The organism is Amycolatopsis mongoliensis (assembly GCF_030285665.1).
GTDB classification, from domain to species: Bacteria; Actinomycetota; Actinomycetes; order Mycobacteriales; family Pseudonocardiaceae; genus Amycolatopsis; species Amycolatopsis mongoliensis.
The window spans coordinates 1,956,999-1,971,510 of the sequence record NZ_CP127295.1; the positions used below are offsets into that span (position 1 = coordinate 1,956,999).

A 14,512-nucleotide genomic window follows, 5' to 3' on the forward strand; every position below is an offset into this window, starting at 1 on the left:
ACCCCGGTGATCACCCGCCGCATGACTATGGGCAGAGGCGCGCCGATCCCGGGCGCGCCCGCGAGAAGAGGAGCTGTCTTGCGTATCCGCATCGCCCTTTCCCTCGGCGCGCTCGTGCTCGCCGGTGGTGCCCTGACCGGTGGCGTCGCGCTCGCTTCGGACGCGCAGCCGTCCGCCCCGACCGCGACGACCCGGCCGACCGAGCCGCCGTCGGCCATCCCGACCACCAGCCGCAGGCCGACCAAGGCGCCGACCGCCGTGCCCGCGCCGCCGCGCGAGGCGACGAGGGCACCCGCCGCGGTGCCGCGCGTTCCCCGCGCCGTGCCCGCCGGCCCGACCGGCGACCTGCACCTGCCGGCCATCGGGGTGACCCGGTAGCCAGGTGATCTCCCGCTCCCGTCCGTCGACCGGGCCGGGCTCGCCGTGGGACGGCGAGTTCGCCCGGTACTTCGGCGAGCGCGCGCACAGCCTGCGGTCCACGGCCTTCCTGCTCTGCGGCGACTGGCACCAGGCCGAGGACCTCACGCAGGCCGCGCTGCTCAAGCTGTACCTCGCCTGGCCGAGGCTGTCGCGCCACGACGCCTTGGACGCCTACGCCCGCAAGGTCGTGCTGCGCACGTTCCTCGCCGAGCACCGGCGCAGCAGGTGGAAACGGGAGCGGCTCACCGATGCTCCGCCGGAACTCCCGGCGGAAGCCGCCACGAGCGACCAGGACATGCTGGTCCGCCAGGCGCTGGCCGTCCTGGCCCCCAAGCAGCGCGCCGTGCTGGTGCTGCGGTACTTCGAGGACCTGAGCGTCGAAGAGACGGCGCAGGCACTCGGCTGCAGCACCGGCACGGTGAAGAGCCAGGCCTCCCGGGGCCTGGCGACGCTGCGCAACCGGCTCGGCCCGCACTACGGTGCGCTGACCTTCAGCGCGACCACGGAGGGGAGGTGACGAACATGGACCCCGAAGACGACGTCCGCGCGTTCCTGACCGGCGCGGCCGGCGGCACCCAGCCGCCGATGCGCCTCGAAGCCACCGACGTGATCGAGCGCGGCGGCCGGGTCCGGCGACGGCGCAAGCGCTGGGCGGTCGCCGGCACCTCGACGGCGACGGCGGTGATCCTCGCGGTGGCCGGTTTCCTGGCCGGTCACCGCGCCGGACCGCCGGACCCCGTGCCGCCCGCGAACCCGGGGCTGTCCACGATCGGCACGACCTCTCCCGCCCCGACCACGGAAGCCGAGGTTCCGGCGACGTCGATCGCGCCGCAGCCGCCGGCGGCCGAACCGGACCGGACCCCGTCGCGCGCGCAGCGGACGACCGTGCCGTCGCCGGCGACGAGCCGCAAGGTGGAGCGGCCGACGTCACCGCCGTCGGCGAACCCGACCGGGACGAGCGCGACGGCGCCCGTCGCGACGACGACGTCTCGCTAGCTGTTTCCGCAGGTCAACGGCGTGGCGTAGATCACTGCACCAAGGTGGCTTCCTCACGAAATACCGGGCCGGGTCGTGGCGATATGCCCGGTGGCGTTCCGATCGGACGCCGCACACCCGCTCAGCCGGGCGCTCCGGCGCCGGCCCGAGAACCCGAGGAGGAAGCACATGGTGCTCGCCGCACTGATCGTCGAAACCGGAATCGCTGTCGTGGTCGCGAGTGCGCTCGCCGCTTGGTCCCGCAAGCGCTTCGCTCCTCGTAGCGACGCGAGCTGACCTCGGCGCACGTGTGCCCCGCCCGGTGATCCGGACGGGGCACACGCTTTTCGGGACCGCTCAGCGCTGAGCGGACGCGAGGGGCTTGTCTTCGGTGTCGATCTGCTCGATCGGCACCTGCGACGTCTCCGGGATCTTGATGATCGGGATGATCGCGATGAGCGCCGCCGCCATCAGGTAGTACGCCGGCCAGTCCTCGTTACCGGTGCTCTTGATCAGCGCCGTGACGATGACACCGCAGGTACCGCCGAACAGCGACGTCGAGATGTTGTAGCCGATCGCGAAGGAGCCGTAGCGCACGCGGGTCGGGAACATCGCCGGGAACGTCGAGCCGATCACCGCGAGCATGAGCACCAGCAGGATCGCCACGATCAGGAACCCGATGAACAGCCACACGATGCTGCCGGACTGCATGAGCTTGAGGCTCGGCCAGCTCAGCACCAGGAACCCGATGGCCGCGGTGAGCAGCAGGGGTTTCCGGCCGATCCGGTCGGACAGCGCGCCGAGCGGGATGATGATCGCCATCTGCAGGACCTCGACCGCGATGATGATCAGCGTCGACGTGTTGTCGTTGATCTTCAGCGTGTCCGTGAAGTACGTCGGCATCGTGGTCAGCAGCAGGTAGTCCGCGACGTTCAGCAGCAGGACGATGCCGATCAGGTTGAGGATCATCCGCCAGTTGCGGGTGAAGATCTCCTTGAGCGGCGCCTTCTGCGGCTTCTCGCCCGAGGCCTCCAGCCGGCGGAACTCGGGGGTGTCCTCGAGCTTGTTCCGCAGGTAGAGCCCGATCAGGCCGAGCGGCAGCGCGACGAAGAACGGGATCCGCCAGCCCCAGGCGTCGACCTGGTCGGCCGACAGCGAGAGCGTCACGGCGAGCACGACGAGGTTGCCGAGCACGTACCCGGCGAGCGTCCCCAGCTCGAGGAAGCTGCCGAAGAAGCCCCGGCGTTTGGTCGGCGAGTACTCGGCGATGAACGTCGCCGCGCCGCCGTACTCACCACCGGTGGAGAAGCCCTGGATGATCCGCAGGAGCAGGATCGCGATCGGGGCCGCGATCCCCATGCTGTAGCCGCCGGAGTACGTCGGCAGGACGCCGACCAGGAAGGTGCAGCCCGACATCAGCAGGATCGTGATGGCCAGGACCTTCTGGCGGCCGATCTTGTCGCCGAGCGGACCGAAGAACGCCCCGCCGAACGGCCGCACGATGAACCCGACCGCGAGCAGGGCCAGCGACTTGAGGACCGCGTTGCCTTCGCCGGGGAAGAACTCCGACCCGATGCTGACGGCGATCGCACCCGACGTGAAGACGCCGTAGTCGTACCACTCGGTGGCGTTCCCCATCGCGGACGCCCACACGGCGCGCTTGACGGTTCTCTCGTCCACTGACGGCTTCCCCGTCGTTGCTGCTGCTTCTTCACTCATGCCGGCGACGACCTCCTCCGAGCAGTGCCCATTGGGCCGTTCGAGCTCATCCATTCAGTCTTAACCGGCTGCCGCAGCTCGGCAGCCTGAGCCGCGAATCTTCTACGGTGGGGAACTTTCCGGCTACCGAGAGGTATACGTTGCCTGCTTACGCCGTGGGTCGCGCGCGGCGGACGGCTACCGGCGAGTTAACGTCAGCGCATGAGTCGTGTTTCTCAACCCTGGCCGCCGGTGGCGGTGGAGCCGGCGGTCCCGCACCCGAAGGCGCCGGCGCCCGGCACCGAGCTCGGCGTGCACTTCAGCGAGTGCTTCGGGTGCGGCGACGAGGCCGACGCCGGGTTGCACCTGCGCTCGACGGTCGGCGAGGGCCAGGTGATCCACTCGCGGTTCACCGTGACCGCGGCGCACCAGGGCGCCCCCGGGCTCGCCCACGGCGGCCTGCTGGCCTGCGCCTTCGACGAAGCCCTCGGCTCGACGGTCGGCAACCTGATGCGCCGCCCGGCGGTGACGGGCAAGCTCGAGACGGACTTCCGCCGCCCGGTCCCGGTCGGCTCGACGCTGTTCATCACGGCCCGGCTGGACGGCATCGCGGGCCGCAAGATCTACGTCAGCGCCGACGGCCGCCTCGACGCGGAAGACGGCCCGATCGCGGTGAGCGCGCGGGCGCTGTTCATCGTGGTCGGCTTCGAGCACTTCAGCACGCACGGCGACCCCGAGGCGCTGGAGAAGCTGTCGGCGCAGCACGAGAAGAACCAGCAGCGCCAGCGCGAAGAGCGCGACTGGGACATCAACCCCTAGTCTCCCGCAGCTTGTCGTGAGTGTTCAGGGCGGTTAGAACCGCCCTGAACACTCACGAGCCCGATCAGGTGAGGGTGCGGGGGCGGATGGCGTTCGCCCGGTCCACGAGCTTCACGCGCTCGTCGACCGTGCTCGCCAGCCGCGCCAGCGCGCGGTAGCACCGCTCCAGCCCGAACCGCAGCTCCCGCTCGTCCAGCGGGAACCCCAGCACCCGTGCACCCGGCGTGGGTTTGCCCTGCTTGAGCCAGTCGTGCGCGGCTTCGAGCACCCCCGCGGACAGCCGCGTCTGGCGCTCGAGGTCCAGCCGGAGCCGCTCCAGCCGGGACGACGCGTCCAGCAGGTCGTGCTCGGTCACCGGCGTCTCGCGGCCGTTCGCCTTGGTCGCCGTCGTCTTGATCCTGATCGCCGCGACCTGCGCGTCGACGTAGTGCGTCGAGGACTGCGGGACCGTCTCGAGCACCTCCACCGCGCTGTTGCGCGCGCCCTGCGCGAGGTACACCCGCGCGAGGCCGAACGCCGCGCTGACGTACGTGCGGTCGGTCCGCCAGACCAGCTCGTAGAACCGCGCCGCGGCGAAGTAGTCGCCGACGCCCTCGGCACTGATCCCCAGCGCCAGCTTCGGCGCGATCTCGCCCGGCAGGTCGTCGTACACGGACTCGAACGCGACCTGCGCGACCCGGGACCGCCCGCCCGCCAGCTCGATCAGGCCGCGGTACCAGTCGATCCGCCAGTCGTGCGGGAAGCCATTCTTGATCGCCAGGTACTGCCCCGCCTGCAGCTGCCGCTGCGCCTCGGCCAGCTCGCCCAGCTCGATCCGGGCGCGCACGATCCGCAGCCGCACCTCGATCGACTCGCGCGGCGCGCCGGCCAGCGCCTCGATGGCACCGCGCGGGTCGAGGGCGGTCGTCGTGGCGAGCACGCCCGCCGCCGGGTCGTCCGTGTCGACCTGCGGGATCGGCAGGCCGGCCACGACCTCGTCCGCGCCGGGCAGCGGCACGCTCTGGCCGGCCTCCGGCACCACCAGCTGCACACCGAAGGTGCGGCTCTCCGGGCCGAACACCGTCGACGCGCCGGGCCGCGGCTTGCCGGTGCCGAGCGCCATGATCTCGCGCAGCACCCCGGTCAGCTGGTCGCCCATCTCCTCGGCGGAGAGGAACCGCCGGTCCGGGTCGGCGTGCGTCGCGCGCCGCAGGAACCGGTAGTACGAACCGAAGAGCGCGAACAGCGGGACCGCGTCCGGGCCGGGCAGCGTCGTCTTGAACTTGCTGGTGTAGCCGGTGAACTCGAAGCTCAGCACCGCGAGCGTGCGCCCGACGGTGAACAGGTCCGACGCCACCGACGCGCCCTGCTTCGCCAGCTCCGGCGCGCTGTAGCCGGTGGTGAAGAACAGCGGGCTCTCGTAGTCGTCCATCCGCCGGACCGCGCCCAGGTCGATCAGCTTCAGCTGCTCGTTGGTCTGGATCACGTTGTCCGGCTTGAGGTCGCAGTAGAGCAGGTTCTGACTGTGCAGGTACCCGAGCGCGGGCAGGATCTCCAGCCCGTACGCGATGACCTGGCCGATCGGCAGCGGCTCCGGGCGGCGGCTTTCGCGGTGGTGCGCGAGCGCGAGCTGGCGCAGCGACTGGCCGCCCACGTACTCCATGACGATGTAGCCGACGGTCGTCCCGCTGTGGGCATCCGGGTGCTGCACGAAGTTGTGGATCTTGACGATGTTCGGGTGCTCGACCTCGGCGAGGAACCGCTGCTCGTTGGCCGCGGCCGCCATCGCCGTCTGGTCGCCGGTGTCGATCAGTCCTTTGAGGACGACCCAGCGGTCGCTGACGTTGTGGTCCTGCGCCAGGTAGATCCAGCCCAGGCCGCCGTAGGCGAGCGCGCCGAGAACCTCGTACTGGCCGCCGACCAGCTCGTTCGGCTTCAGCTTCGGGACGAACGAGAACGGCGCGCCGCAGTTCTCGCACTTCCCTTCCGCGGCACCGGGTTTCCCGTCCTTGCCGCGGCCGACCTTCGCGCTGCAGGTGCCGCAGAACCGCTTTTCCTCCGACACCACCGGGTTCGTCAGCACCGCCGACGCCGGGTCGCGCGCGGGCACCGGCGGGACCTCGACCAGCCCGGCGCCGAGCCGGCCGCGGCGCGAGCGCGACGTCCGCGACGACGTCCGCCGCGAGGTGCCGGGGAACGACCCCGACCCGGAGCCCGAACCGCTGCCGGTTCCCGAGCCGGTCCCGGTGCCGGTGTGCCGGCCTTCGCTGCTGCGCTCGGGCAGGACGCTTTCGGTGCCTGGGTCGGGCAGCGGCGTGCCCGGGCCGGTGTCCGGCCGAGGGGCCGGCGGCATGATGCTCTGGGTCTCCGGCGCCGGCGCGGCGAGCACGCTCGTCGGCTGCGGCGCGTTCGGGTCCGGGTGGACCACCTGCGTCGGGGGCTGCACGGCCTGCGTCGCCTGGACCGGCGGGAGGACGGGGTTGATGCTGCCCGGCGGGCGGGTCGGATCCTCCGCGCCCGGGATCGTCCCGCGCACCGCCGACGGCCGGCCACCCGGTGGCGTCGGCGGGCGGCGGACGGGCGCGTGGATGACGGTCTCCTCGCCCCGGGGCGGCGCACCGTCGTCGAGGCGGCCCGAGATCGACGGCTCCGGCGTCTCCCACCGCACCGGTGGCGGCGGCTGCCAGCTCGGCGTGGCCGGCTTCGGCTCGTCGTCCGGTGCGGCGTGCCGAGGACGGCGCGGCTCCTCCGACACTGCTTACCTCCCAGATCCCCGGCCTGCGGGAACCAATCCTAGTCGCGACGCGCTCACCGGTACTGCGGCGACGGCGGCGAGGCCGACCCGAGCGACGGCTCCACCCACTTGCGGTAGCTGTCCTGCCAGACGCCGGTGCCGCGGATCTCGTCGAGGACCGCGTTGACGTAGCGGACCATGTCCTCGTTGTCCTTCGGGATGCCGATGCCGTAGTTCTCCTGCGTGAACTGCGCGCCGACGACCTTGAGCGTCGGGTCCTGCGCGGCCATCCCGGCGAGGATCGTGTCGTCGGTCGACACCGCGGCGACCTGGCCCTGCTGGAGCATCACCAGGCAGTCGGACCAGTTGTCCACCGAAACCGGCACCACCTTCGCCGGGTCGGTCGCGATCTTCGCCAGCGACGTCGACTTCTTGGCCGCGCACACGCGCTTGCCGCTCAGGTCGGAGAGCTTCTCGGCCTTCGACTCCTTGGCGACCAGGATCCGCTGCCCGGCCACGTAGTACACCGAGGAGAACTGGACCTTCTTCCGGCGGTCGCAGGTGATGCTGTAGGTCCGGACCACGACGTCGACCTGGTGCGCCTGCAGGACGTCCTCGCGCTGCAACGACGGGATCGCGCGGAACTGGACGTGGCCCTCGGAGGTGCCGAACAGGGCGCGGGCGATGGCGTTGACCATGTCGATGTCGAAGCCCTCGAGGTTGCCCGAGGTGGGGTTGCGGAACCCGAAGAGGTAGGTGGTCTGGTCGACGCCGGCGATCAGCTTCCCGCGTTCCTTGATCTTCGCCATGGTCGAGTCGCTGCCGATGTTCCCGTTCGGCGGCAGGCTGGCCAGCGGGTTGCAGCTGGTGTCGGCGCCGCCGCCCGCGGTCGCGTCCGGGCCGCCGACGTGCGCGGGCTGCGGCCAGGCCGCGTTGCTCACCGGCGCCGGGTCGACCGGTTTCCCGGGGCTGCCGCACGACGCCGCGAGCAGCGCGACGAGCGCCAGCACGCCCGCCCGGACCGTGTTCCCCCGCCTGCTCACCGGTACTCCCTCAGTCGCTCCCGGATTCCCATGGTGACCCCCGCCGCTGCGACCACCGCGAGCACGGCGAGGCCCGGCGCCAGCAGCGTCAGCGCGGCGTCGCCGGCGTGGGTGTCGTCGAGGAACTGCTGCCTGCCGACGTCGATCGCCGCCTGGAGGCTGTCGTCGAGCCGCCGGAACGCCGGGGCCGAGCCGGTCTCGCGGTCCTCCAGCACGGCGGTGTCGACCGCTTCCTGGTACTGCCCGGAGTCGTCCTGCCGGCGGACCTGCTGGTGCGCCTTCAGCCAGTCTTCCGCGGCCTTCGTCGCGTCGGCGACCTTCGCGGCGCCTTCGCCGTCCGTGATCAGGCCGCGGGCTTCGCCGAGCAGGCCGCCCTGGCCGTCCGGGCCGACCAGCTGGGCCGCGTTGGTGCCGAAGTCCCGTTCGTACGCCGCGCCGTCACCGCGGGCGACCAGCGTCAGCGTCTCGTCGGCGCGGGCCTGCAGCGCGGCGATCCGCGCGCGGACGAGCACGTCGACGCGGTGCGAACCGTCGTCCTGGCCGCTGCCGACCAGGCTGCCCTGCACGATCAGCGCGACCGAACCCCACAGCAGCGACACGACGACGGCGGCCGTCGCGACGACCAGCCCGATGTTGAGCACCCGGTTGGTCCGCCGGGTCAGGTAGACCTGCGCGACGACGAGCGCGGCCAGCAGCGCGACCATCAGGATCGTGGCCAGCCACGGGAAGCCGGTGGAGCTGTCCTGCTCCTCGATCAGCCGCTCGGTGTCGACGCGGTAGAGGTCCTGCGCGGCGGGCAGGATCTTCGCGCGCATCAGCTCGGAGGCCTCGCGCAGGTAGGACGCGCCGACCGGGTAGCCGAGGCGGTTGTTCGCGCGGGCGGTCTCGACGAGCCCGGTGTAGACCGGCAGCGACTGGTTGAGGACGTCGACCGGGGCGGCCGCGGCGGCGACGTCGGAGGAGTCGGAGGCGGCCTTCGCGAGGGCGGCGCCGGCTTCGGCGATGTCGCGCTCGTAGCGGGAGCGCAGCTCGGGCGGCTCGGTGCCGATGGAGAGGAACGCGCTGGCCGCGGTCGCGTCGGCGTCCGAGAGCGACTTGTAGACCTGCTGCGCGGCGGCGGCCAGGGGCTCGCGGTGGTCGATGACGCCGCTGATCGTGTCGTCGCGGTCCTGCACCGACAGCGTCGCGACCAGCCCGGCGACGAGCGCGAGCAGCACCAGCCCGACGGCGATCACGGTGAGCCGGCCCGGCGTCGTCGCGGCGGACCGGATGATCGCGCGCACCGCCTGGCCGGGCAGGTCCAGTAGCCCGAGGAGGCCGCTGCGGCCCCGGTCGCGGCCGTCCGGTGGCGGCGGCGGGGGTCCGGGCGCGGGCGCCGCGGGACCCGGGGCCGTCGCAGTGCTGGTCATCCCCGATTCCTCCCCGAAAGCCGTACCCCGAGAAGGTAGCCGAGTGGCGGCGCACGCGGGCACGGGCACCACCCGCCGTCACCAGCACGTGATCTCGGCGCGAGCCGGTCAGCCCCGGATTTCGGCGAGTACGCGCCAGTAGCCGTCTTCCGGGCCCGACTCCAGCGCGCCATCGGCGAGGGCCAGGCGCTCGCGCATCCCGGCCAACCCGAAACCTTCACCTGTTCGAGTGAATCCACCGAGCTTGTTGCGGACCTCGAGCCGAACAACGCCGGGCTCGTGGTCCAGCCGCATCCGGACGTCTTCGCCGGGCGCGTGCTTGCCCGCGTTCGTCAGGGCTTCCCGCGCGACGCTCACCAGCGCGACGACCGCCGCGGACGGCAGCGGCCGGGCCTCGCCGCCGGTGTCGAAGGCGACTTCGACGCCGTGGTTGCCGGCGTGCTCGGCGGCCACCGCGGCGAGCGCCTCGGCCAGCGGCGGGACGTCGCGGCGGAGCGCGGCGACGGCGTTGCGCGCTTCGGCCAGCCCGTCGGCGGCCAGGCGCCGCGACCGGCGGACCGACCGCAGCGCACCGTCCACATCGGACCGTTCCTCGAGCAGCGCCTCGGCGAGCTCGAGCTGGACCCCCAGCGCGCCCAGGGAATGCGCCAGGACGTCGTGGATCTCGCGGGCGATGCGCGTGCGTTCGTCGAGCGCGGCGGCGCGCGCGTGTTCGGCCTGCGCGAGCCGGGTCTGCTCGAGCAGCGCCCCGGCCTGGATGGCCTGGACCTCGTACTGACGGCGGTTGAGCCCGACCAGCACGAGCATCAGCATCACGGCGGCGTCGCCGAGGGCCGCGCCGGCGGAGTGCCCGGCGACCGTGTGCGCGGTCACCGCGAGCGCGACGTCGAGCAGGCCGGTCCCGAGGATCACGCCGACACTCAGCGTGGTGAGCGCCGCCAGCCGGCCGAGCGGGATGACGGACAGGAGGAGCGCCGACGAGTCCCCGGCCTGGCCGACCAGGGCCGCCGGCAGCACGCTCGCCACGGCGAGCAGCGTCGCCGCCGTCCTCGGCCGCCGCGACGCGAGCAGGACGAAGCCGAGCCAGCAGGCGCTCGAGACGCCGTAGGCGGCCCAGATCCGCGGGTCCGGTTCGCGCGCGGTCACCAGCGTTCCGGCGACGAACAAGGTGCCGAGCACCTGCACCACGAGCCAGCTCGGCGCGATGGTGTCGGGCAGCAGGGGACGTTTCGGCACGTCGCCATCTTCCCCGGTTCGATCAGCCGCGGATGGCGGGGGCGAGCGAGTGCGGCAGCACCGCTTCGGGGCTCGGCGGGCGCCGGACCAGCACTTCGACGTCGTCGGCGAAGCGGTACGGCTTCGCGCCGAGGATGCCGCCGAAGTGGCGGCGCAGCCGGGACATCTCCGCCCGGACGGTGACCGTCCGGCCCGCGTCGCCGAACAGGTCCGACGACAGCTCGGACGCCGAGCGGCCGGCGCGGTGGCTGGCCAGCACGTAGAGCATTTCGGCGTGGCGCGGGCTGAGCCGGTGCGTCCAGGTCCCGGCCGCGCCGGCCACGGTCAGCTCGGGTTCGCGCGGCGACCGGACGTCGAGGACGACGCGGGTCGGCGCGGCGGCGTCGTTCTCGGTGGGGCGGATCAGCCAGCCGCCGGGTACGGGCTCGACCGCGCAGTGGCCGTACGCCGGCAGCCAGACCCCGCCCGGCGCGAGGTTCGCGGGCAGCGCGATCCGGTCGACCGGCGCGAGCCCGGCGGCCGCGGCGACCCAGCCGTGCTCGTCGGCGACGACGGCCTGCCCGCCGACCTTCGCGAGCACCGGGACGGCGAAGCCGCGAAGGCGTTCCAGCTCGGTGAGGTGGGTGGTGCGCAGCTGGGACTCCGCGAGCCGCGTCACGGCGTCGACCAGCGCCAACGTCGTCGCGTGGACGGTCGAAGCCGGGCCGGAGAGGTCGACGACCCCGAGCAGCCTGCCGTCGCGTGGGTCGTGCAGCGGCGCGGCGGCGCACGTCCAGGAGTGGTGTGCGCGGACGTAGTGCTCGGCGGCGTACATCTGGACCGGGCGGCGGGTGACCAGCGCGGTGCCGATCGCGTTGGTGCCGACGGCTTCCTCCTGCCAGCCGACGCCTTCGACGAAACCGAGCCCGTCGGCGCGGCGGCGGACCGAGGCACTGCCGTCGCGCCAGAGCACGGTGCCGCCCGCGTCGACGATCACCATGATGTGCGCGGCCTGCTCGGCCACGCTGATCAGCCCGCCGCGCAGCGTCGGCAGCGCCTCGGCCAGCCCGCTCGTGCGGCGGCGTCCTTCGAGCTCTTCGAAGGTCAGGACGGGCGCGGCGGACCGGCTGTCGGGATCGATGCCGAGGCGGCGCATCCGCTGCCAGGACGCGTCGACCACCGGCCGCGGCCGGCTGGGCAGTGCCTTGCCGGTCAGGGCCGCTTCGTGCACCTGCGCGAGGACACGGGCGTGCCGCCGGGGATCCGCCCCGGCAGGCAACGCTGCCTCGAGGTCTCGTTGCCCCAACCGCCGCTCCTTGCGCTCCGCCTCCTCAGTCTGCCTTTTCGGTCCGCTGATCGGAAGGTGGCGAGCGTCGCGGTCAGCTCGGCTCGTTGGCCACCTTGACGCCGCCGAAAACCGCGGTCGCGTTGACCTTCAGCAGCGGCGCGTCCACCGGCAGCGAGCCGTTTCCTTCGGTCTTGTCCTCGTAGCCGCCGAGAATCGGCAAGCCGCCGAGCTCCACCCGCCAGTCCTTCGGCACGAGGACGTCGACCCCGCCGAACAGCGCGAACGCGTCGACGCTGGCCTGCTCGTCGATGTGGGCACCCCGCAGGTCGAGGGTCGCGCCGCCGAAGACGGCCGCGGCGTCGGCGTGCTGGAAGTGCTCCGAGCGGTCCACCGTCTTCGCCCCGCCGAACAGGACGACCGACTCGGCCTGCGGCAGCCGCGTGCGGCTCTGCCGCCACAGTCCTGTGAGCACCGCCACGCCGCCGACGAGCAGCACCGCGGGCCAGAACAGATCGCCGTCGGTCCAGCTCAACTGCCCTGCCAGCAGCACGAGCCCGACCACGGTGAGCACGGTCGGACCGAACGTCACCCGCCGCTGCGACCACATCGCGGCCACGCCGAGCCCGATCAGCGCGACCGGCCACCAGGTTCCCGCCGTGCCGTCGAACCCCGCGACCCCGGTCGCGTCCAGGACGCCCAGCACCCCGAGCGCCACGAGGACCAGCCCGAGCCAAATCCGGATCAGCTTCATCTCGACCTCCTCCGGGTCCGCCCCCTGCTCCGACGCTCGCTTGCCGGAGGCGGGTTTTCCCAGAGAAGAAGGACCTCAGCCGCGGTGACCTCCGTCGAGGATTGCGGCGAGCACGGCGCCCGGGGCTTCCAGGTGCACCAGGTGGCCGGCGTCGTCGACGTACACGTCCGCCTCCCCGGGTGGCAGCACGGCGTCCCGGCGACCCCAGATCGTCCTGGTCGGCACGTCCACTCCGGACAGCAACGGAGCTGCGTCGATGGCCTGCGCGTCACCGTCGAGGAGCGTGTCCAGGAGGGTCGTGAGGACCTTGTCGACGCCGTCGCGCCGCTTGTACCTGAGCAGGTCGTCGGCCAGCTGGCGGGTGACGAGGTCCGGCGAGGCGAACAGGGCGCTCAGGTGCGGCTTCAGCTCGCGCCTGGTCGTCGCCGCCGCGAACCCGCGCAGGTAGCCGGCGTTGACGGCGGTGCCGAAGCCGGCCGGGGCGACCAGGGTGAGCCTGCTGACCTTGTGGGGTGCTTTCGCGGCCGCCGCCGTGACGACCGCGCCGCCCAGCGAGTGCCCGACCAGGTGCGCGCGCTCGATGCCCAGCGCGTCGAGGAAGCCGAGGACGGCGTCGGCCAGGGTGGCGAGCGAGCCGTCGCCGACGTCCTTGGTCGAATCGCCGTGGCCGGGCAGGTCGAGGGCGTGGACGATCTTCGTCCGGGAGAGCGGCTCCTGCACGAACAGCCAGGAGTTCTTGTCGCCGCCGTAGCCGTGGACCAGGACGACGACGTCGCCCTCGGTGCCGAGCGTCGCGTAGGCGAGCGTCCTCCCGCCGACCTCGGCAGTGCCGGTGACCGGCCCTTCGGGAGCCACAACCGCGCCCGCCTCGATCTCCTCGCGAGCTTTTCGGACGGCCTCGTCGAGTTCCGCGTCCTCGGTGTCCGCTTTGGCGAGCAGGGCGATCGTGCCGCCGACCGGCACCTCCTCGCCGACCGCGGCGACCACCCGCCGCAGCACGCCGTCACCCGGGGACTCGAGCGTGCCGTTGATCTTGTCGGTGTCGATGTCGGCGAGGTCGTCACCCGCTTCGACCTCGTCGCCTTCGGCCACGAACCAGTCGGTGATCCGGCCGCGTTCCATCGAGAGGCCCCACTTGGGCATCGTGACGGGCTGGATCATCGCCGGTACTCCACAACCGCCTTCGCCGCGTTGAGGACCTTCTGCGCGTCCGGGATGTAGAGGTCCTCGAGCGCGTCGGAGAACGGCACGGGCGTGTGCGGCGGCGTCACCATCTCGATCGGGGCGCACAGCGAGCCGAACGCCTTCCGCGCGACGAGCGCGGAGATGTCCGTGGCGAGGTTGCAGCGCGGCGAGGCCTCGTCGACGACGACCAGGCGTCCGGTGTTTTCGACGCTTTCGAGGATCGTGTCGGTGTCGAGCGGGCTGGTCGTGCGCGGATCGATGATCTCGGCTTCGATGCCGTTGCCGGCCAGCTCTTTCGCCGCTTCTTCGGCGATGGCGACCATGCGGCCGATGGCCACGATCGTCACGTCACCGCCGTCGCGCACGACGTTCGCCTCGCCGAACGGGATCGTGTAGCTGTCCTCGGGGACGTCGCCGCTGGTGTCGTAGAGGGCCTTGTGCTCGCAGAAGATCACCGGGTCGTCGTCGCGGATGGCCTGGATGAGCAGGCCTTTCGCCTCGTACGGGCTCGACGGCACGACGACCTTCAGGCCCGGGATGTGCGTGAAGATCGGGTACAGGCACTGCGAATGCTGCGCCGCGGCCCGCAGTCCGGCGCCGTACATCGTGCGGATCACCACCGGCGTCCGCGCGTTGCCGCCGAACATGTACCGGAACTTGGCCGCCTGGTTGAAGATCTGGTCGAAGCAGACGCCCATGAAGTCGATGAACATCAGCTCCGCCACCGGCCGTTGCCCGCGCGTCGCGGCGCCGATCGCCGCGCCGACGAAGGCGGACTCGGAGATCGGCGTGTCGAGCACGCGGCCCGGGAACTTGTGGAAGAGGCCCTTCGTGACGCCGAGGACACCGCCCCAGGCGTCGTCGTCACCGGGGCTGCCGGCGCCGCCCGCGTTGTCCTCGCCCATGACGATGACCGACTCGTCGCGTTCCATCTCCTGGGCGAGCGCCTCGTTGATCGCTTCGCGGTAGCTGATCGTCCTGGCCATGACGTGCGCT

13 protein-coding genes are annotated in these 14,512 nt (G+C 72.3%); 4 read left to right on the forward strand and 9 right to left on the reverse strand.

Annotated elements, in window-relative coordinates; all coding sequences use genetic code 11:
• Nucleotides 1-78 precede the first annotated feature (78 nt).
• The 3 genes from QRX60_RS09410 to QRX60_RS09420 are packed head-to-tail and all read left to right on the forward strand — an operon-like array spanning nucleotide 79 to nucleotide 1,416.
• The gene (locus QRX60_RS09410; protein WP_286000382.1) at nucleotides 79-378 is read left to right on the forward strand and encodes a hypothetical protein; all 300 of its coding nucleotides are present in this window, start codon (nucleotides 79-81) and stop codon (nucleotides 376-378) included.
• A 4-nt stretch (nucleotides 379-382) separates the two neighbouring features.
• Nucleotides 383-937, forward strand: coding sequence for a SigE family RNA polymerase sigma factor (locus tag QRX60_RS09415; RefSeq protein ID WP_286000383.1), 555 nt, complete (start codon nucleotides 383-385; stop codon nucleotides 935-937).
• Between the two features lie 5 nt (nucleotides 938-942).
• The gene (locus QRX60_RS09420) at nucleotides 943-1,416 is read left to right on the forward strand and encodes a hypothetical protein (protein ID WP_286000384.1); all 474 of its coding nucleotides are present in this window, start codon (nucleotides 943-945) and stop codon (nucleotides 1,414-1,416) included.
• Between the two features lie 336 nt (nucleotides 1,417-1,752).
• Here the strand turns inward: QRX60_RS09420 and QRX60_RS09425 are convergent, their stop codons facing one another.
• On the reverse strand, nucleotides 1,753-3,075 hold the full coding sequence (locus QRX60_RS09425; protein ID WP_286000385.1) for an MFS transporter: 1,323 nt from the start codon (nucleotides 3,073-3,075) through the stop codon (nucleotides 1,753-1,755).
• A 240-nt stretch (nucleotides 3,076-3,315) separates the two neighbouring features.
• Here QRX60_RS09425 and QRX60_RS09430 point away from each other — a divergent pair, with 240 nt between their 5' ends.
• On the forward strand, nucleotides 3,316-3,912 hold the full coding sequence (locus tag QRX60_RS09430; RefSeq protein WP_286000386.1) for a PaaI family thioesterase: 597 nt from the start codon (nucleotides 3,316-3,318) through the stop codon (nucleotides 3,910-3,912).
• 64 nt (nucleotides 3,913-3,976) lie between these two features.
• On the opposite strand, the gene QRX60_RS09435 is transcribed toward QRX60_RS09430, so the two are convergent.
• The 8 genes from QRX60_RS09435 to QRX60_RS09470 form a co-directional block, all read right to left on the reverse strand.
• Nucleotides 3,977-6,646, reverse strand: a complete 2,670-nt coding sequence (locus tag QRX60_RS09435) for a serine/threonine-protein kinase (protein WP_286000387.1) — start codon at nucleotides 6,644-6,646, stop codon at nucleotides 3,977-3,979.
• Nucleotides 6,647-6,699: 53 nt separating this feature from the next.
• On the reverse strand, nucleotides 6,700-7,668 hold the full coding sequence (locus QRX60_RS09440; protein ID WP_286000388.1) for a glutamate ABC transporter substrate-binding protein: 969 nt from the start codon (nucleotides 7,666-7,668) through the stop codon (nucleotides 6,700-6,702).
• Nucleotides 7,665-9,077: a hypothetical protein gene (locus QRX60_RS09445; RefSeq protein WP_286000389.1), complete on the reverse strand. Its 1,413-nt coding sequence runs from the start codon at nucleotides 9,075-9,077 to the stop codon at nucleotides 7,665-7,667. The genes QRX60_RS09440 and QRX60_RS09445 overlap by 4 nt, the downstream gene beginning before the upstream one ends.
• Before the next feature lie 108 nt (nucleotides 9,078-9,185).
• Complete coding sequence (locus QRX60_RS09450) at nucleotides 9,186-10,313, reverse strand: sensor histidine kinase (protein WP_286000390.1); 1,128 nt, start codon at nucleotides 10,311-10,313, stop codon at nucleotides 9,186-9,188.
• Nucleotides 10,314-10,335: 22 nt separating this feature from the next.
• Nucleotides 10,336-11,598, reverse strand: a complete 1,263-nt coding sequence (locus QRX60_RS09455; RefSeq protein WP_286000391.1) for a helix-turn-helix domain-containing protein — start codon at nucleotides 11,596-11,598, stop codon at nucleotides 10,336-10,338.
• 73 nt (nucleotides 11,599-11,671) lie between these two features.
• Nucleotides 11,672-12,331 carry a LiaF transmembrane domain-containing protein gene (locus QRX60_RS09460; RefSeq protein WP_286000392.1) on the reverse strand — a complete coding sequence of 220 codons (660 nt, stop codon included), beginning with the start codon at nucleotides 12,329-12,331 and terminating at the stop codon, nucleotides 11,672-11,674.
• Between the two features lie 75 nt (nucleotides 12,332-12,406).
• Nucleotides 12,407-13,492, reverse strand: a complete 1,086-nt coding sequence (locus QRX60_RS09465; protein ID WP_286000393.1) for an acetoin dehydrogenase dihydrolipoyllysine-residue acetyltransferase subunit — start codon at nucleotides 13,490-13,492, stop codon at nucleotides 12,407-12,409.
• On the reverse strand, nucleotides 13,489-14,502 hold the full coding sequence (locus QRX60_RS09470; RefSeq protein WP_286000394.1) for an alpha-ketoacid dehydrogenase subunit beta: 1,014 nt from the start codon (nucleotides 14,500-14,502) through the stop codon (nucleotides 13,489-13,491). The genes QRX60_RS09465 and QRX60_RS09470 overlap by 4 nt, the downstream gene beginning before the upstream one ends.
• Nucleotides 14,503-14,512 lie beyond the last annotated feature (10 nt).

What these genes read in the sequence shown, in the direction of transcription:
- QRX60_RS09470 (WP_286000394.1), bottom strand. Translation starts at nt 14,502, where the DNA reads ATGGCCAGGACGATCAGCTACCGCGAAGCGATCAACGAGGCGCTCGCC.
- QRX60_RS09460 (WP_286000392.1), bottom strand. Translation starts at nt 12,331, where the DNA reads ATGAAGCTGATCCGGATTTGGCTCGGGCTGGTCCTCGTGGCGCTCGGG.
- QRX60_RS09430 (WP_286000386.1), top strand. Translation starts at nt 3,316, where the DNA reads ATGAGTCGTGTTTCTCAACCCTGGCCGCCGGTGGCGGTGGAGCCGGCG.
- QRX60_RS09445 (WP_286000389.1), bottom strand. Translation starts at nt 9,077, where the DNA reads ATGACCAGCACTGCGACGGCCCCGGGTCCCGCGGCGCCCGCGCCCGGA.
- QRX60_RS09465 (WP_286000393.1), bottom strand. Translation starts at nt 13,492, where the DNA reads ATGATCCAGCCCGTCACGATGCCCAAGTGGGGCCTCTCGATGGAACGC.
- QRX60_RS09420 (WP_286000384.1), top strand. Translation starts at nt 943, where the DNA reads ATGGACCCCGAAGACGACGTCCGCGCGTTCCTGACCGGCGCGGCCGGC.